Origin of the sequence: Oceanobacillus picturae (genome assembly GCF_000612865.1) — a bacterium.
In the GTDB taxonomy this organism is placed as follows: Bacteria; Bacillota; Bacilli; order Bacillales; family Amphibacillaceae; genus Oceanobacillus_B; species Oceanobacillus_B jordanicus.
Map to the genome: position 1 here is coordinate 1,549,534 of NZ_CCAX010000001.1, position 18,199 is coordinate 1,567,732.

Below are 18,199 nucleotides of genomic sequence, written 5' to 3' on the forward strand. Positions count from 1 at the left end.
AGCGAACCGAGATTCTTCTCGCCTCGCTTCTTTTTTATTTAGTCAACTCATGTTGGAAAGCATAGATGACTGCCTGTGTCCGATCTTGCACTTCTAATTTACCTAGAATATTGCTGACATGTACTTTAACCGTCTTTATGGCAATAATGAGTTCATCCGCTATTTCCTGATTTGTTTTTCCTTGAGCAATTAGTAGAAGGATTTCTTTTTCTCTTGTAGTTAGCTGGGTATGTAGCGGTTCCTCCTTTTTTGTACGCATTCGATTCATAATTTTCCCGGTCACTTCGGGTTCGAGAATAGATTGCCCCTCATAGGTGGAACGAATTGCTTTGGCAATCTCGCTCGCTTTAGAGGTTTTTAGCATATAGCTTGTCGCCCCTGCTTCTAAAGCTGGATAAACTTTTTCATCGTCAAGAAAGCTCGTTACAATAATAATTTTAGCTTCTGGCCATTGGGCAATTATCTGTCGTGTGGCTTCAATACCATCCATTTCCTTCATTACCAAATCCATTAGAATGATATCAGGCCTTAGTTCAAGGGCTTGTGACACAGCGTCTCCCCCATCTGCTGCTTCCGCAATAACATCAATATCCGGCTGAGCACTTAAATAAGCAGTTACACCTATTCTCACCATTTCGTGATCATCTGCAAATAGTACACTAATCATACTTTTCCCCATCCTTCCTTAAATTAGGGACTTTAACTTCCGTTCTTGTACCTTCCCCAGGTACACTTACAATTTTAAACGTTCCTCCTACTTCTAATGCACGTTCCTGCATATTCTGCAGTCCATAGGAATTCGTTTTTCTTGTTTGCATATCAAAACCCACACCATCGTCTACGACTCTTAGAATTACGGTCTGGTCACGTTCTACCAACATAACCTGAAGAGAATTTGCTTCTGCATGTCGCAGCGTGTTGGATACAGACTCCTGAAGAATTCGAAATAATTGATCTTCTACTCCTTTATCCACTACAAATGGTTCTACCTTCCAATCGATTTCCATCGGTACTTTTTGAGTTAACTCAACCAGTAACTCCTCTACCCCTTCTTGCAATGACTTTCCTTTTAAGGCTACAGGTCGAAGGTGTAAGAGCAAGGCACGCATTTCTAATTGTGATTGATGAATCATTTGTTCAACTAGAAGGAGTTGCTTTTTTATCTCAGCTTCTGGGTTTGTGTCGTTAATTGCTGACATCATCATGGAAGCAGCAAAGAGTTGTTGGCTTACAGAATCATGTAATTCTCTTGCAAGTCGATTTCTTTCTTGTACGACGATATCTTGAAGACTTTGTTCTCTTTCATTAGTCCGCTCTGTTGCTAACCTTTGGGCATGTTCTGCTTGACTATTAATTTTATTTTGTATCTGCTGCACATATTGCTCAATTGTTTTTAGCTCTTTATAAGGCTCCACGGGTGTCGTGGTTTTCTGCCCTCTCGCTATTTCCATTAGTTGTTTCTCCACACGATTTAGTCTTTGTTTCCAATAGACGCCTGTAACAATACCAATGACCAATGCCATGGTAACCGTGATAATAAAGGCAGCTAGTAAAAATGATACGTCTCCAATTTTCTTTTCGAAAACAGATAGCCAATCCTCAACAAAAACCGTTAACGTTAAAGCAATCATACTCAGTGAAATAAGCAAACTGTATAGGACCGCTGTGAAAATATGGCGTGCAATGGTACTCATATCCGCACCACCTCGATATCTCCCGAGAATATTGAGGTTATGATTTTAACCCGTGGCAGTGACGAGTCATAGAGAGCTGTTTGATAAATCAATGATTGGTTCATTAATTTCCAATCGGTTTCCCCAAATACATACGCTCTTCCAAAAACTGAACTATGATGGATGCTTACTTCTACCTCGTAAGGAACAAAGATTTGGATGTTTCCGATTAGATGCCGAATAGAAATTACTGCTGTATCGTTTGGCAAAACGGTATTACTTAGATCAACCATGCGATCTCCAAACCCGCCATGTATATTTATATCACGCCATTTATATGCCGTTTCACTTGTATTTTGATCTCCAAATAATCGATGGGTAAATAGTGGTTGAACAGTTGTCACAATGTCATCGCTTGTTGTTCTGTTCTCCATAATATCTGGTGTCAGAAGAGCTGGATCTTTCTTTGTTTTGTAGTAATTGATAATGAACAGGACAACCAGAGCTACGAGTAAAAATCTCACCGCCATTAGGTTCAATATCGAGAGAACAAGACTTACTACGCCGATCCAGAAGATGATTTTACCCCAAAGATGGTAGAACTTCCTCCAGCCAAAATAAACAACCAAGGCTGAAAAGAGCGCAGGGATGATCGTGCCACCAAAGAAAAAAGCGATCTCAAAGATAAGAAGGATTCCCCCGATGATTAATATCCAGTTAAATGTATCTGTTGAAAATCTTTTTAACACGGGATCCCACCTCTCTCTGATGATTTTTTCTCATTAAGTAAAGCAGACGCCATTGCCTGCGCCTGCTATTATACCATTTTTTAATTCATTTCGGCAGTTTGCTCTTTCATCTCTTTTTCAAGCTTAGCTATTTTACTATCGAACGTACTGCGGTAATAGGAACTATTTACTTTATATTCCAGGTTTTCAATGTACTGCTCCATTTCAGCAAACTTGGAAAATGGCTTCTCTGATGTCTCTTCCACCACTTTGTTCATTTGGTGATTAGCCCTCGCAATATTCTCTCGTCCCATTAATTCCATTCGTTTTAAATGCATGTCTTTTAATTTATGCTTCATCTCTTCGTACTTTTGCTCTAAAGTTTCTAGTTGTTCAACGGCTTCCTCGCGAGAGGCTTTCATCCGATCTGCCCTTGCCTGGTATTCCTCATGTTCTTTTATGGCAAAAGCATGCATTTGTTCTTCCGCAGCTCTTTCAGCAATGCCGGCTTGTTTTAAACGTTTGTCTGCCATATCCTGTGCTTTATGAAACTCACGAGTAAATTCGTCTTTTAATTTGTATTGACGATCAACAAGTCTTCTTACCTTCTCTTTCTCCTGTTCACCTTGTCTCAAATACTGATTTAAGGCAGCTACCGGATTCTTTTGTTCTTTTTTATCCATCATAGTGTGTAGATCTGCTGAAATAGAATCTTTCATACGAGAAAATATACTTGACATGTAAAAACACTCCTTTATTAATATTGGTTTATTTCTGCCCACTGACGTTCAAAATTTGTAAATGGATCATCATCCATTACTTCTACGACAGGTTCATCCTTTTCCTTCTTCCAACTTCGATAAATGACATACAACACATATGCAGCTGCAAGCCCAATTACCGCGAACACATTTGAAAAGGTGACACTTAAGACTACAAGTCCTAGCACAACCCACCCGATTTTTCCAGCAGTTGAATCACTTTTTATAAACTGCTTAAAAATAACGTAAAGTAGCCAAACACTAACACCCAGTATTATCATCGGCCCGATATTCGCTACTAATATCATGAGAGCGATAAGTCCGCCAATAAACAACATAAATTTTTTCATTCTTGTTGCCTCCTTTCTTTAACTTACTCTTAGCTTACTAGGGAAACGAGCTTTCGGTAATGAGCCTCCGCCATATCTTTTGCTACGCCTAAAGGCTTAGTTAGTCTAAGACAGATGCATGTTTTATATTTTTCTAATGTGTTAGAAAAACTCACTTTCGTCCATCTTTTAGCGAATGTGTATGTTTTTCTTATACTTGGGACTTCTAAATTTCAACTACGTCGCCATTGCTTCTTGCTAAAATTTAATGCTTTCCTAACGTACAAAAAAGGATTTCTAAATCCTTTGTCGAACCTAAAATAAAGTAAGGGAGGGGAAAAGATGAATGCATTGTTTGTTATTGATGTTCAAAACGGAATTGTAGAAGAAGGGGATTTCACCGAAGAACTAAATAAAATCGAACAGATTATAGAAGGATTTAAGGAACGCGACGAACCTGTCATTTTCTTTCAGCATTTAGATGAGGAAAAGGAGAGTCCATTGTTTGAGGAGTCTCGTGGTGCTGAACTACATGAATCACTGCGGCATCATGCTGAATATATAGTAGAAAAGCGCACCCCCAGTGGCTTTTTTGAGACAGACCTGGAAAGTATTTTAGAGGAAAATGATATTGAGCACGTTGTAATTACAGGATTCAACACTGAATTTTGTTGTATGTTTACAGCTATTGCTGCATTTGATCGAGGTTATGAAGTTACCTTTGTAGAAGATGCCACAGGTACACTTAATAATGGAGATACGTATGAGATGAAGAATTTAGATATTCGTGACTTTATCGGCACCGTCCTTCATTGGTCTGAAACAATAGAAGTCCTCGACTATGATGAATATCTCGACCTTTGAAGTGAAACTTCAATCAGCGGGGGGGTTCGTTCTTCCCCCACTTAGAACACTTGATTGCTTCCCACATTCTTGAAGTGGGGGTTTTACTGCAGTTGAGGCGGGATAAAAAGATACGGCTATGGAATGGCTTCCTAACCGTATCTTTATGCTTTGTTTCTATCTTTTTAACGACGTTGCCTTTTCTTTCTAAAGTAAAGGTACAGGAGGATGGCAAATATGACTGCAAGGAAGAAATACACGATATCGGAGTATAGATCCATAAAGCTTGTTATATCGTGCCAAGATTCCCCGAGAATGACCCCAACAGTGATCAAAATACTGTTCCATATAAGTGTGCCTATTACAGTAAATAGCATAAACAGACCAAACCTCATATTGGACATTCCAGCAGGTATCGATATTAAACTACGTACTACAGGAACCATCCTCCCAATTAATACCGTCCAATAACCATATTTATCAAACCATGCATCTGCTTTATGTACATCCTCCACTTTTATCCTTGCAATCCTGCCCCATCGTTTGATAATTCTCTCCAACCTGTCCACATCCAGCAAGGTACCTATCCAATATAGAATAACGGCTCCTAGTAACGACCCAATGGTTGCAGCTATTACCACACCCCATACAGTAATGTTGGTATAAGTAGTTAAAAATCCTCCAAATGGAAGGACAATTTCTGAAGGTATTGGTGGAAATAAGTTTTCGAGTGCCATCATGAGAAGAATACCCAAGTAGCCAAATTGCTCCATAATGTTAGTTATCCAATTCTCCATAATATCCTCCAAAAATAGTTTACTAGGTTGTTAGAAGTAGTTAGCCTATATGTATTTAGTAGGCCTCGATTGATTATATTAAGAGAAATGGTGAAAAAGACTAGGAAATTTTCAATCCGCTTTCCTTAAAAAGTCTTTCCTTTTTTCCTCACTCGATTTATTTCCTCTTAAATAGTTACGAATTTCATCTTTTGTTAACTCTAGCTGCTTTGCTTCTTTTATAAGTAATACCCACTCTATCTCCAATTCTTGACTGTGCATTTTGCCAGCTTCCACCCAACTCACCAGCCCCTCCATAGATTTATCTAACGATAGACCTGCATTCCAAATAAAAGTAACTCTACTACCTCTTCTGCTAACTCTTCAGGCTCTGCCAACCCAGTAAATAATCTTGAGATAGTTAGACGTTCCATGATTCCAACTATAATCTCTGAAACGACTTGCATATTCAAATGTGGATGAAAATAGCCATCTTTTTGTTCTTGCACTAGATTCATATAAATAGTCTCTGCGAGAAGACTTTTCAGTGATTTCGCATCTTCTGATAAGAAAAAACCAATTTGGGTTAAATCAGGGTTCTCTTTAAAAAATCGAAAAATTGTTCCGAGCTTCCCTTTTATCTCTATTTTTATCATTTCTTCTTTTAGTCCAGATTCAAGTAAGCTAGCCTCCGTTAGACTTAGGAGTCTTACCTTAAAAATAGCAGCTAATTCCGTAAAGATTGCTTCTTTACTTTTAAAGTATAAATAGAATGTCGGCTGTGTTAAACCAGCTTCTTTTACAATTGAGCTGACTTTTGTTTCAAAGAAGCCGTTATTGGCAAATTGCCTTGCCGCAATGGTGAGTAACTGTTCTCTGCTACGTTCTCCATTCGAGCCTTTTTTTCTGCCTCTGTTGCTCATAGCTTACACTCCAAGTTTTACATAAATTATTATATTACTAATGAGTATTATCTTACATCTTATAAATACCGTCAAGCAATTTTGGGCAATAAAAAAACTCCCTATTGGAAGTTTTTAATGATGTATTTTATTCTGTAAGCTTCATTTCCTGGGCAATAAGCTCATATGACTTTAACCTTGATTCATAGCTATTTGTTATCGTCACTAGCATCAATTCTTCTACCTGATACATCGCTTGGAGATCAACCAATTGCTTTTTAACTTTGTCGGGTGCCCCAACAACCATTTTCTTTCTAAGCTTTTCAACCAATTCTTTTTCTTTGGAGGTAAAGTCTAGTTGCTTTAGTTCCTTGGTGGTTAGCGACGATACACTTGTCCTCCTTTCCTTCCATACTTGCTTGGCCGAATGGTAAAATGCCAGTTTCTCTGCCTCCTCAGTCGTTTCCGCACATATTACGGAGACAGCAACAATTGGACTAGGTGCTTTTATTTCACTCGCATACTCTCTGACAATCTCTACTCCATTAGCCTCTGACATGAAATGACCGAACGCATACGAAACTCTTTTTTCGGCTGCGAGCTTGCCGCTCTTCCCACTTGTACCCAGGAGCCATATATCAGGAGGATGTACAGCAACAGGATTGGGCGTAATTTTAGAATAGATGTGCTCGTCAGAGAATCCGTTATAGCAAAATGCAATGAGTTCATCTAATTTATTGGGAAATTGTTTTACATTCTCTAAAAAATTATCCGACAATGCCATCGTTGCTTCAGCAGAGCCACCAGGAGCACGTCCTACACCAAGATCCACTCTTCCTGGAAACATGGTTGCAAGCAGATGGTAGCGCTCGGCTATTTGATAAGGTTTATAGTGTGGAAGTAATACAGCTCCAGAACCAATTCGTATTCTATTCGTTCTGGCACCAATCTGACTTAATAAAATATCGGGGGCTGGGGATGCAAGCTCTTCCATGTCATGATGTTCTGCAGTCCAGTACCGTGTATACCCTAGTTTATCCCCCGCAATCGCCAATTCAATTGATGCCTGTATTGCTTCATAGGGACTACTTCCTTCTAGCACGGGTACTTGATCTAGTATACTAAGCTTCATATCATCACTGCTTTCTTTTTGTAGCTTCTTCCAACATGTTATCTACCATCTTTTCAGCGGCTTTCCTATAAAAGTTACTCATCTCCGTAAAGGTTGTAATTAGTAATAGTTTTTCTAAATACGTCTCATCCTTACTCCCTAATTTCTCAATCTCCACATGAATATCATTCATATGATTTTTGACCCCACTGTTAAATATGTCCAGATTCTGATCAAATAAAGTTAGGTAACTCATATAAAGCGTAAGAAGGTCGAAATCTTCCTCCATTATTTTGTTATTTAACGTCTCCAGCGTTTGCTTTACGTCATGTATAGACAATGCACCTTTCATCTGATAAATCATGCTAATAAGCATAATATGGTCCCTAGAGTATTTTTTATTTTTTATAGGAAAAAATAATTTACCTTTGGCATAGTTATTTATCATCGTTTTTGTCAAAACTTTTTCCTCTTCATTACGCTTAGTAGGAGAGAATTTCTTTTCAAATAACTGAATTACTTGATCCATGTAAAGGTCAATATCAGGAATATCCTTAATATCGAGCCTAGTATTCAGTTGCAACTTATCTAAAATCAAGTTTATATCCATTTTAAAACCTCTTGTTTTTTCTTCTATTATAAGGGAAATAAATAAATGAGTAAACCTTGACTACGTCTTAATATTAGGATATAGTCTTTATATAGTTTTCGAAACTACATACAAAGGTAAAGGTGATGATTATTCTTGGGTACGTATATGCGCGAACCGATTAATGGACTAACTCATTTATTCGGGGCAATTCTTAGTTTTGTAGGTTTGCTGGTAATGGTAATAAAGGCTTCTACTACAGCTGATTCCACACTGACAATCGTTTCAGTTATTATTTTTGGTATTAGCATGACACTACTCTATGCAGCTTCTGCAACCTATCATTTGGTTGTTGCAAAAGCACATGTCATTGCTTTTTTACGTCGCTTGGATCATTCCATGATATTTGTACTAATTGCAGGAACCTATACGCCTTTATGTTTGATAAGTTTAAGTGGCATGACAGGCTGGGTTTTGTTTACTATCATCTCAGCAATCGCTATAGCAGGAGTTAGCTTTAAGTTAATCTGGTTCCATGCGCCGAGATGGTTGTCTACTGTTTTATATATCGCGATGGGTTGGATTGTCGTCTTTTTCAGCTCTTCCCTTGCACCAGTTCTTGGTACTAACGGAATGGCTTTGCTCATAATAGGCGGCTTGATTTACACAGTTGGAGCATTCATTTATTGGTTGAAACCAAAGTTCATGGAATTTAAGCATTTTGGATTTCACGAGATTTTTCATATTTTCATTCTGCTAGGAAGTCTCTTTCATTTCCTTTGCGTTTATGTATATGTGTTGTAAAAAAAGAACGTCATGTAGAATGACGTTCCTTTTTTGATGCATAACTAATTAATAGCTTACGATTTCTGACTTCACATATTCGTACACGAGCTGTTCTGTATGATGTAAGGATTCTTCATGGGTTCTTTCATATGCATGTGAAGAATCGATTCCAGGGCCTATTAGTCCATGGATAATATCATGCCCTGATCGAATAGCCGCTGAGGCGTCTGATCCATAATAAGGGTAAATATCAAGCTTGTAGCCAATTTTATTCTTTTCCGCTAACTGGACAAGATGCTTGCGCAATCCGTAATGATACGGACCTGATGCATCCTTTACACAGATCGAAACGGTAAATTCATCTGTAGATTGACCATCTCCCATGGCTCCCATATCTACAGCCAAATATTCAATCGTTTCTGGCGTTACATTGGAATTTCCGCCATAGCCTATCTCTTCATTGTTTGAGATAAGGAAATGTGTCGTATATGGCAGTGTCAACTTCTCTTCTTTTACCCTTTTAATTAGTTGTAGCAAAATCGCAACACTTGCCTTGTCATCAAGGTGACGTGATTTAATAAACCCATTATCGGCAAATTGAACACGTGGATCAAAAGAAACAAAGTCCCCTACTTCAATACCAAGCTTTCTGATATCCTCAGCATTTTCTACCTTGGCATCAATCCGTACCTCCATGTTTTCCTGATTTCGCTTTGCATCTCCTGCCTCTTTATAGACATGGACTGACGTTTGGTGCATAAGGATTGTCCCTGTAAAAACCTTGCCACTCGATGTGTGAATTTCACAGTATTCTCCTTCTATAGCGTTATATTTAAATCCTCCAATTAAATCTAAACGTAGTCGTCCATTACTTTTTACTTCCTTTACCATGGCACCCAATGTATCCACATGAGCAGTTAGCATTCTATGCTCTTCCTCATTTGTTCCGGGTAATGTGGCAATTAATCCGCCTTTTCGGTTACGCTTTGTCTCCACTTGTAAGTCCTTCAAGAATTCTTCAACAAATTGGATCACTTTTGTTGTGTTGCCTGATGGGCTTGGAATTGACACTAGCTGTTTGATTAATTCTTTTGTTTCATTAACTTTTGGATATGTAGACAAGAAAATTCCCCCTGCACCTATTTTTAGAAGTTTCAATTAGTTAGGATTATACGTGATCCTTGCAGGCAAGTAAACTTCTTGGATTGTAACCTTCTTTTAAAAGAGTATTCCTTTTTCCTAATGGGTACTCTATAGTTACCTGGAAATTGAAAGAGAGGATATGTTAAATGAACAAATTGTTTATGATTTTAGCTTGTATTGGTCTACCACTTTCTATTATTGGTTCCATATTTCATTGGTCGGCCGTGATTATGTTCGGTATTTATTGTTTAACTATCATAGCCTTAGCAGGGTTTATTGGAAGAGCTACGGAAAGCCTAGCAATTGTATTAGGGCCTCGAATTGGTGGTTTATTAAATGCGACATTCGGTAATGCCGTTGAACTTATTATTTCTATTTTTTCACTGAAGGCCGGACTTGTAAGTATTGTTCTAGCTTCTTTAACTGGTTCCGTTTTAGGAAATTTGCTACTTGTAGGAGGGCTTTCTTTTTTCATTGGTGGTCTAAAATATAAACGGCAATCTTTTAGTAAACATGAGGCTCAACATAACGCAGGACTACTTATTTTTTCTGTAGTTGTCGCCTTCGTAATACCCGAGGTCTTTACAACAACGATGAATGACCAGGATACCATGTTCCTTAGCGTTGGGATATCCATCATTTTAATCCTGTTATACTTAGCGGCCCTGTTATTTAAATTTGTTACACATCGCGGAGTTTACCAATCCAATAATAAACAAAAGGAGAATCACGAAGAGGAAGTGCCAGAATGGAGTAAATTGAAAGCCATTATAATATTAGCACTCTCTACCATTGCCGTAGCCTATGTTTCGGAGCACCTTGTCTCTACATTTAATGAAGTTGGGGAAACATTTGGTTGGTCAGAATTATTTATTGGGGTTATCATTGTGGCTATTGTCGGTAATGCTGCAGAGCATGCCTCAGCCGTCATGATGGCATACAAAAATAAAATGGATGTAGCAGTTGAAATTGTTGTTGGTTCGACACTGCAAGTAGCAATGTTTGTACTTCCTATTCTCGTTCTACTATCCCTACTTTTCACCACCTCCATGCCTCTTGTCTTTACCTGGCCTGAACTTATTAGTATGGTGACAGCAGTTTTATTAATGATCATGCTGTCAAACGACGGTGACTCAAACTGGTTTGATGGCTTAGCACTATTAGCAGCATATATCATTATGGGACTCGGATTTTATTTTATTTAAGAGGTTGTTCAAAAAGTCCGGTAAAAATGACACATCGAATTTCTTTGTTGGCTTGCTTTTTTGTTCCTCACGTATTAAATGCATACGTTCCGGTACTCAAAGCTACGCCGCCTCGAACTTCTCGGTCCTTTATATCCTCTTTTTTGAACACGCACTTTAAGGTCTCAGTTATAATTTTTTGTTCAAAACAAAGCTGGTTTTCATCATAGAAAACCAGCTTTTTATTTATATTTAAGCTACTACATCGTAGCCTTGTTCTTCAATAGCGTCCTTTATGGCTTCAACATTTACTTTTGATTCATCAAAAGAAACATCTACTTTGCCTGATTCCAACTTAACTACAGCTTCTGAAACGCCATTTAAATTATTCAATGCATTTTCAACTGACATCTTGCAATGTCCGCATGACATACCTTGAACATTCAATGTTTTTTCCATGATCTTCACCTCCTTTAAAATGTATGGATTATAGTTTTGCTCGCTTTAATCGGAGTGAGTTAGAAACTACACTTACCGAGCTTAACGCCATTGCCGCACCAGCGATCCATGGTGCAAGTAATCCGACAGCCGCGACTGGGATTCCAGCTGTGTTATAACCAAAAGCCCAGAAAAGATTTTGGCGGATATTTCGAATTGTAGCATGACTAATTCTAATCGCTTTTGGTATGAGCAATAGCTCTCCACCTAGAATCGTTACGTCAGCAGCTTCGATCGCTACTTCTGTACCAGTACCAATTGCAATTCCAATATCAGCAGTTACCAATGCTGGGGCATCGTTTACACCATCGCCAACCATTGCTACCTTTTTACCCTGTGCTTGTATTTCTTTCACTCTATCGGCTTTTTCTTCAGGTAACACTTGGGCAATCACTTGATTAATCCCTACTTGTTTTGCAATCGCATGGGCGGTTCTTTCGTTATCCCCCGTCAACATGAAGACCTCTAAGCCCTGTTCTTTTAACTCTTTAATTGCTTGAATTGCTGATTCTTTAATTACGTCTGCCACTGCGACAATTCCTCGATATTCTCCATCAATGGCAATTAACATTGCTGTTTTACCCTCAGATTCAAATTTGACTAATGTCTCTTCATTATTCTCAATATCTACTTGATGATCTGTCATCAATTTCCGGTTACCAACAAGAATTTGTTTCCCCGAGATCCTTGCTTCGATACCGTGGCCAGGTATTGCAATGAATTCTTCAACTTCAAGAAAGTCCATCTCATTTTCTGTTGCATAAGCTATGATCGCCCCTGCAAGTGGATGCTCCGAACCTTTCTCTGCACTAGCTAACAGCTGTAGAGCTTCTTGGTCACCAGAAAAGTCTGTAACTTCTGGTTTTCCTTTGGTGACAGTTCCTGTTTTATCTAGAACAATAGCATTTAGCTGATGTGTACCTTCTAAGTGTTCTCCACCTTTAAACAAAATACCACTTTCCGCCGCTCTTCCTGTTCCTACCATAATCGAGGTCGGTGTAGCTAGCCCCAATGCACATGGGCAAGCAATAACAAGTACAGCAATTGCTGCAACTAAAGCTGGTTCAAATTGGCCTTGCTCAACAAATGCAATCCATACAACAAATGTTAGGATCGCGATACCTACAACAATCGGTACGAAATAGCCTGAAATAACATCTGCTAAACGTTGAATTGGCGCTTTTGACCCTTGCGCTTCCTCTACTACTTTGACTATAGAGGCTAGTGCTGTATCTTTCCCCACTTTTGTTGCTTCCATTTCAATAGAGCCATTTTTGTTTATTGTGGAGCCGATAACCGTGGCGTCAAGTTCCTTTTCAATTGGAATGGATTCACCAGTTATCATGGATTCATCTACTGAAGTTCTTCCCTTTACAACGATACCATCTACGGGTATTTTCTCACCGGGTTTTACTACTAATCTTTCTCCAACAACAACTTCCTCTACAGGCAGCATGATTTCTTCGCCGTTTCTAATAACACGAGCCTCTTTGGCCTGTAAATTTAGTAACGAGGATAATGCATTTGTTGTCTGACTTTTCGCTTTAGCTTCCAGGTATTTTCCAAACAAGATCAGTGTAATGAGAATAGCACTGGTTTCAAAATATAAATGCGGCATATAGTCATTGCCAATCGTCTTGATTGCTTCGTATAAACTATAGAAGTAAGCAGCGCTCGTGCCTAATGCCACAAGCACGTCCATGTTTGCCCCGCCATTTTTTAAGTTTTTGTACGCTCCCACATAAAACTGCCATCCAATGATAAATTGAACAGGTGTTGCTAGCGCAAATTGAAACCATGGGTTCATAAGTAGTGCTGGTATTTCCATATTAAATAAGTGAACCAGCATGGTAATTAATAATGGTGAAGATAGCACAGCTGAGATGATCAACTTGGCTTTCTGCCGTTGCAAAGCTTTCTCTTTATGCGTTCTCTTTTCTGCTGCTTCCGCTTTAGGTTTTGCGTCATACCCTACATTTCTGATCTTCTCAATTAATGCTTTTGGGTCAGTCAAGCCTGGGGTATATTCAATCGCTGCACTCTCAGTTGTTAAATTAACCGTTGCGGAATTAACACCTTCTTGCTTATTCAAAACCTTTTCGATACGAGTAGAACAAGCTGCACAGGTCATGCCCAAAATGTCTAGTTCTGTTTTTTCCATTAACACGCCGTAGCCCACGTTTTCTATTTTTTTCGTAATATCTTCAATTGAAGCTTTCTCTATATCATAGCCCACCGTTGCTTTCTCCGTTGTTAAATTGACCTGAGCTTCGACTCCATCCATTTTATTTAGAACTTTTTCAACTCGGCTAGAGCAAGCTGCACAGGTCATTCCTGTTATATTAAGAGTTGCATGATGTGTGTCGCTCATAATTCTCTCTCCTTATTTAGAAAACTGCTTCATAACACTCATTAATTCTTCGATCGTTTCTTTTCCTTCGCCCTGCTTGATGGCATCACTCACACAATGGTTAATATGACGTTCCGTGACAGAAAAACCAACATTTTTCAGAGCAGATTGAATTGCACTAAGCTGGACCAATATATCCATACAGTACCTATCTTCTTCAACCATCTTTTGAATGCCGCGTACCTGGCCTTCTATACGTTTTAAACGGTTGATAACCTTTTGTTTTTCACTTTGTGTTCTTGGTTTACTTGGGTGTTCATGTAAGAATTCATCCAAATGGATCACTTCCTTTTTATTTATAGTTATACTATACCCCCATAAGGTATTCAGGTCAAGAAGAAAGTATTAGTTGTAAATAAATATGTAAGCAGAAGACATTTTTATCATACCCGTGTAAGGTATTGTTCATGCAAAATTGGTTTTGGATCAGTTTAGTTAAGATTAAATTGGGAATTGTATTTAAGACAGAGGGAAACATAACTAATTGTAGGAGGTTTTTGTAAGATGTCACCCGAACAACATCAAAATTTGCTTCATTCATTACACGAGTGTGCTGTAGCATGCAACCATTGTTTTGATGCTTGTCTTAAAGAGGAAGATGTTAAGATGATGGCCGAATGCATACGGTTGGATAGGGAATGTGCGGATATTTGCAGTTACTTAGAGCATGCCCTTTCAAGAAATACACCATTCGCTTCTGAATTAGCAGCAGTCTGCGCGAAGATTTGTGAAGCGTGTGGAAATGAATGTAAAAAGCATGAACATGAACATTGTCAAAAATGTGCGGAAGCTTGCTTTAAGTGTGCAGAAGCATGTAAAAGTATTGCATAATTACTTGAAACTAAAAAAGTTGCTCATCAGGGAACGTACCTTTGTTGAGCAACTTTTCTTATGGGCTTTTTTTTATAATGAAAGACCTACATAACGGAAGGAGATAAAATCACTATTCAAGGAAGCATTATTTCGATCCGAGATGCCTTTGACATTTTTATATTTGAACAAATTATTAACAAACCGTGTGTTATGAGGAGGGGTTTAAAGAACTAAGTCTGTTCACTGTGATAGGTTAGCCCCTGCGAGATATGGTTTTACATAATCGAATAAAACAAATAAAATAAATAATAGTTAGATCTTTCCCCGTTTTTAACGAATATGACACGAACTTAGAGATTTATCTAGTAACTAATTTGAAAGTAGGAAAAATCGATGACTCCACAAACAAAGAATAAAAAATCCAGAAGGTTAAAATGGATTTCAAGAGCATTTCTAATTATCATAGGTGGATTTATTACAGCCTATGGGCTTGAAGCAGTATTAATTCCAAACAGTGTATCAGATGGCGGTATAACTGGTTTAAGCATTACATTTTCTCAATTAACTAAATTACCATTGGGTATTCTAATCGCCCTATTAAATATCCCCTTTATATTTTTAGGATATAAACAAATCGGAAAAAGCTTCGCTATATATTCTATAATTGGTATAGTTTCTTTAGCTATAGGTACAAAGCTTATGCATCACATTCCAGCCATTGTCGAAGGGGATACCATGCTCATTACAGTTGTAGGTGGTATTATTATTGGTTTTGGAATGGGTTTAGCATTGCGAAATGGTGGTGCTTTGGATGGAATTGATATGCTAGCGGTGCTACTGTCACGTAAATTGCCGTTTGGTACAAGCGACTTAATTTTATTTTTAAACGTCTTTGTATTTATAATTGTATCAACAGCATTTGGACTACAGGGTGCCATTCTTTCAGGAATTGCATATTTTATCGCTTCAAAAGTCATCCATATTATTGAAACAGGTTTTAGTGGCTCTAAAACTTACAATATTATAACCAGTGAACCAGAAGACATGGTAGAGACAATACGAGACCGTTTAGGTCGAAGCGCAACCTATAAAATTGTTCGAGGTGGCTATTCAAAAGAGAAGTTTAGGGAAATTTCTTGCGTGATTAATCGATTAGAGGAAACCAAAATGAAGGAAATTATATATGAAATAGATCGAAATGCATTTGTTATTGTATACGATGTAGCAGAAGTTAAGGGAGGAAACTTCAAAAAACATAACATTCATTAGAATATGTAGAATTCACTAATAAAAGCATTGCTGGCCTACTCATTTCAAAAAACAAAGTTATATTACTCTTCTGCTTTATAAAATGATGAAGCACCATACAAGGATAAAAAAGATCCTATGATGTTAATAGCTAACATATTTACATTTACAAAAATATGATAAAAAGTACAAATAAGATCTTCTCTTCCAGCAATTGTTATCAATATTAATTGTTCGAAGGGATTTTTATTATGGGAAGATTGATTACTTTTCCAAAGTCACGTCTAAGCTACCTTTGTAATCTATTTTTCATCCGTAATTCACTACCTATTGTGGTGCTGTGCGAATATAAGCGTCGCCAAATTGTTTAATCAATAATCGAGTTAATGTATCGAAAACTTTAATTCTCTACAGTCACCTTTATGAGAACACAAAAAAGAAGCCGTCCTCAAAATGGAGAACGGCTTCCCTCAAGCTCAGATTATTGAATTTTTAAAAGTGTTACCACAAATGTTACCAGGCTTTTTTTAACGTTGATATACACCACTTAGCTTATGTAAGTGGAGACGGAGGGAGTCGAACCCTCGTCCAGAGACATTGCCACTCAGGCTTCTACACGCTTAGTTGGTATATTATCATTCACTGTCACATCAGCCTACCAACAGGCTTTTGTGCAGCTAGTCTGATTGGTTTCAACGGTCATCCTCAGACGGTGGATGAACGTATAGCCCGTTTCAGTTGAGACCCTTCAATCTGCCACACGGGCGATAGCAGGAAGGATCGCTTAGCAGTGCTTACGCAGCTGCTAAAGCAGTGTTGTTGTTAAATTTGCCAGTTATATTTAGGCGAGTAACGTTTTACGAGCCGTAACCTCGACATGCGACCTGAGCTCAATCTATCCCTGTCGAATCCGTAACGTCCCCATAAAGGAAAACGCTCGGGTAAAATGAGCATTTATATAATTGTTTTAGTTCGTCATTACAATAAACAGTATACCATTTTTCGCAAAAAAGTCAAGAATTCAGGAGTGTTAGACCTATCTCATATGATCCTTAATCGCCCGGTCAACATCACGTTTCATCTGTTTCCGCTTCAGGTCTTCCCGTTTATCATACTTCTTCTTCCCTCTTCCAAGACCTATCAATACTTTGGCAAAACCATTTTTAATATATATCTTTAATGGCACGAGTGCGTAGCCTTGTTGCTGTGTTAAGCCGATCAATTTATCAATTTCCTTCCGGTGCAACAACAGCTTTCTTGTTCTTGTCGGATCATGGTTATACCGATTTCCCTGTTCATATTCTGCAATATGAAGATTAATTAGCTTTATTTCCCCACGATCAATTCTTGCATGGGAATCTTTAATATTAACTCTACCGGCACGAAGTGATTTAATTTCGGTACCTTGCAGTACGATCCCTGCTTCATATGTGTCTTCAATAAAGTATTCATGCGATGCTTTTTTATTTGTTGCGATTGCGTTTCCATGTCCTTTTGGCATCCGAATTTCCTCCTACTGCTTACGTGAACCTTATTCTATCAAAAAAAGAGGCAGAATCCAATTAGAACCCATTTAAATAATAAGTAGCAAACTTAATGCCATGACTGCCATGCCACCAATCAGCCCGTAAATCGAGATATGTGCCTCGTCGTATTTCTTTGCTGCAGGTAATAACTCATCTAGTGATATAAACACCATTATCCCCGCTACCATTGCAAAGATAACCCCGAACATAATGTCATTTAAAAAAGGCATTAAAATTAAAAAGGCTACTACAGCACCAATCGGCTCAGCCAATCCAGATAAAAAGGATAGTTTAAAGGCTTTCTTTTTATCCCCTGTTGCATAATAAATAGGCACGGAGACTGCAATACCTTCTGGAATATTGTGAATAGCAATGGCGATTGCAATAGCTAGACCTAGTGCGGGATCCTGTATAGTGGATACAAAAGTAGCAATACCCTCTGGGAAATTATGAATTCCTATTGCCAAAGCTACGAAGGTTCCCGTCTTTAATAATTGTGGGTCTTTAATGACAGCTCCAGGTTTTTTCATATCTTCTATTTTCTTTAGTTCATGGGGATTTGTTTGATTCGGAATCAAGCGATCTATAAACGTGATAAGTAGCATTCCAGCAAAAAAGGATCCAACAGTCAGCCAATTTCCTCCAACTTCTCCAAGCTCTCCGACAAGGGATTCTTTTGCCTTAACAAAAATATCAACTAAGGATACATAAATCATTACCCCTGCTGAAAACCCCAGCGCAAAGGACAAAAATTTAGTATTGGTCGTCTTCGTGAAAAACGCCAGTAAACTACCTATACCTGTTGCAAGACCGGCAAACAGGGTGAATAGAAAGGCCAGCAGTACCTCTTCTGTCATGGTCGTATCTCCTTTGTTGTAA

Annotated in this window: 21 protein-coding genes and 1 other RNA gene; 5 read left to right on the plus strand and 17 right to left on the minus strand. The window is 38.3% G+C overall.

Annotation, left to right across the window (positions count from 1 at the left end):
- Positions 1-34: 34 nt before the first annotated feature.
- The 5 genes from BN988_RS07920 to BN988_RS07940 form a co-directional block, all read right to left on the minus strand.
- Positions 35-667, minus strand: coding sequence for a response regulator (locus BN988_RS07920; protein WP_036574920.1), 633 nt, complete (start codon positions 665-667; stop codon positions 35-37).
- On the minus strand, positions 660-1,694 hold the full coding sequence (locus BN988_RS07925; protein ID WP_036574922.1) for a sensor histidine kinase: 1,035 nt from the start codon (positions 1,692-1,694) through the stop codon (positions 660-662). Before BN988_RS07925 ends, BN988_RS07920 begins: the two co-directional genes overlap by 8 nt.
- Positions 1,691-2,422: a cell wall-active antibiotics response protein LiaF gene (gene liaF, locus BN988_RS07930; RefSeq protein WP_036574925.1), complete on the minus strand. Its 732-nt coding sequence runs from the start codon at positions 2,420-2,422 to the stop codon at positions 1,691-1,693. Before liaF ends, BN988_RS07925 begins: the two co-directional genes overlap by 4 nt.
- Before the next feature lie 80 nt (positions 2,423-2,502).
- Positions 2,503-3,141: a PspA/IM30 family protein gene (locus tag BN988_RS07935; protein ID WP_036574927.1), complete on the minus strand. Its 639-nt coding sequence runs from the start codon at positions 3,139-3,141 to the stop codon at positions 2,503-2,505.
- A 17-nt stretch (positions 3,142-3,158) separates the two neighbouring features.
- Entirely contained in the window at positions 3,159-3,512 is a 354-nt protein-coding gene (locus BN988_RS07940) for a lmo0954 family membrane protein (protein WP_036574930.1), read from the minus strand.
- A gap of 321 nt (positions 3,513-3,833) precedes the next feature.
- Here BN988_RS07940 and BN988_RS07945 point away from each other — a divergent pair, with 321 nt between their 5' ends.
- A complete protein-coding gene (locus BN988_RS07945) occupies positions 3,834-4,355 on the plus strand; it encodes a cysteine hydrolase family protein (RefSeq protein WP_036574932.1) in 522 nt (173 codons plus the stop codon).
- Positions 4,356-4,519: 164 nt separating this feature from the next.
- Here BN988_RS07945 and BN988_RS07950 read toward each other — a convergent pair whose 3' ends face one another.
- The 5 genes from BN988_RS07950 to BN988_RS07965 form a co-directional block, all read right to left on the minus strand.
- A complete protein-coding gene (locus BN988_RS07950; protein WP_036574935.1) occupies positions 4,520-5,131 on the minus strand; it encodes a DedA family protein in 612 nt (203 codons plus the stop codon).
- 111 nt (positions 5,132-5,242) lie between these two features.
- Positions 5,243-5,416 carry a DNA-binding anti-repressor SinI gene (gene sinI / locus BN988_RS18840; protein WP_231495204.1) on the minus strand — a complete coding sequence of 58 codons (174 nt, stop codon included), beginning with the start codon at positions 5,414-5,416 and terminating at the stop codon, positions 5,243-5,245.
- 20 nt (positions 5,417-5,436) lie between these two features.
- Complete coding sequence (locus BN988_RS07955) at positions 5,437-6,033, minus strand: TetR/AcrR family transcriptional regulator (RefSeq protein WP_036574936.1); 597 nt, start codon at positions 6,031-6,033, stop codon at positions 5,437-5,439.
- A gap of 127 nt (positions 6,034-6,160) precedes the next feature.
- Positions 6,161-7,144 (minus strand): LLM class flavin-dependent oxidoreductase, encoded by a 984-nt coding sequence (locus BN988_RS07960; RefSeq protein WP_036574939.1) that lies wholly within the window; start codon positions 7,142-7,144, stop codon positions 6,161-6,163.
- Between the two features lie 4 nt (positions 7,145-7,148).
- Complete coding sequence (locus tag BN988_RS07965) at positions 7,149-7,733, minus strand: DUF1836 domain-containing protein (RefSeq protein ID WP_036574942.1); 585 nt, start codon at positions 7,731-7,733, stop codon at positions 7,149-7,151.
- A 135-nt stretch (positions 7,734-7,868) separates the two neighbouring features.
- Here BN988_RS07965 and trhA point away from each other — a divergent pair, with 135 nt between their 5' ends.
- On the plus strand, positions 7,869-8,516 hold the full coding sequence (gene trhA, locus BN988_RS07970; RefSeq protein ID WP_036574945.1) for a PAQR family membrane homeostasis protein TrhA: 648 nt from the start codon (positions 7,869-7,871) through the stop codon (positions 8,514-8,516).
- Positions 8,517-8,564: 48 nt separating this feature from the next.
- On the opposite strand, the gene BN988_RS07975 is transcribed toward trhA, so the two are convergent.
- Complete coding sequence (locus BN988_RS07975; protein ID WP_036574948.1) at positions 8,565-9,620, minus strand: M42 family metallopeptidase; 1,056 nt, start codon at positions 9,618-9,620, stop codon at positions 8,565-8,567.
- 167 nt (positions 9,621-9,787) lie between these two features.
- Here BN988_RS07975 and cax point away from each other — a divergent pair, with 167 nt between their 5' ends.
- Positions 9,788-10,846: a calcium/proton exchanger gene (gene cax, locus BN988_RS07980; RefSeq protein ID WP_036574951.1), complete on the plus strand. Its 1,059-nt coding sequence runs from the start codon at positions 9,788-9,790 to the stop codon at positions 10,844-10,846.
- A gap of 231 nt (positions 10,847-11,077) precedes the next feature.
- On the opposite strand, the gene copZ is transcribed toward cax, so the two are convergent.
- The 3 genes from copZ to BN988_RS07995 are packed head-to-tail and all read right to left on the minus strand — an operon-like array spanning position 11,078 to position 14,009.
- The gene (gene copZ, locus BN988_RS07985; RefSeq protein ID WP_081779378.1) at positions 11,078-11,284 is read right to left on the minus strand and encodes a copper chaperone CopZ; all 207 of its coding nucleotides are present in this window, start codon (positions 11,282-11,284) and stop codon (positions 11,078-11,080) included.
- A 28-nt stretch (positions 11,285-11,312) separates the two neighbouring features.
- Positions 11,313-13,694: a heavy metal translocating P-type ATPase gene (locus tag BN988_RS07990; protein ID WP_036574955.1), complete on the minus strand. Its 2,382-nt coding sequence runs from the start codon at positions 13,692-13,694 to the stop codon at positions 11,313-11,315.
- Positions 13,695-13,706: 12 nt separating this feature from the next.
- Positions 13,707-14,009 (minus strand): metal-sensing transcriptional repressor, encoded by a 303-nt coding sequence (locus tag BN988_RS07995; RefSeq protein ID WP_036574957.1) that lies wholly within the window; start codon positions 14,007-14,009, stop codon positions 13,707-13,709.
- A gap of 228 nt (positions 14,010-14,237) precedes the next feature.
- Here BN988_RS07995 and BN988_RS08000 point away from each other — a divergent pair, with 228 nt between their 5' ends.
- Complete coding sequence (locus BN988_RS08000) at positions 14,238-14,564, plus strand: four-helix bundle copper-binding protein (RefSeq protein ID WP_036574960.1); 327 nt, start codon at positions 14,238-14,240, stop codon at positions 14,562-14,564.
- A 375-nt stretch (positions 14,565-14,939) separates the two neighbouring features.
- Positions 14,940-15,815, plus strand: a complete 876-nt coding sequence (locus BN988_RS08005; RefSeq protein WP_036574963.1) for a YitT family protein — start codon at positions 14,940-14,942, stop codon at positions 15,813-15,815.
- A gap of 537 nt (positions 15,816-16,352) precedes the next feature.
- On the opposite strand, the gene ssrA is transcribed toward BN988_RS08005, so the two are convergent.
- The 3 genes from ssrA to zupT all read right to left on the minus strand — a co-directional run bounded on the left by ssrA (position 16,353) and on the right by zupT (position 18,177).
- Positions 16,353-16,717, minus strand: a transfer-messenger RNA (tmRNA) gene (gene ssrA / locus BN988_RS18620).
- Positions 16,718-16,830: 113 nt separating this feature from the next.
- Complete coding sequence (gene smpB, locus BN988_RS08010; protein ID WP_036574966.1) at positions 16,831-17,295, minus strand: SsrA-binding protein SmpB; 465 nt, start codon at positions 17,293-17,295, stop codon at positions 16,831-16,833.
- A gap of 72 nt (positions 17,296-17,367) precedes the next feature.
- Positions 17,368-18,177, minus strand: coding sequence for a zinc transporter ZupT (gene zupT / locus BN988_RS08015; protein WP_036574969.1), 810 nt, complete (start codon positions 18,175-18,177; stop codon positions 17,368-17,370).
- Between the last annotated feature and the right edge of the window lie 22 nt (positions 18,178-18,199).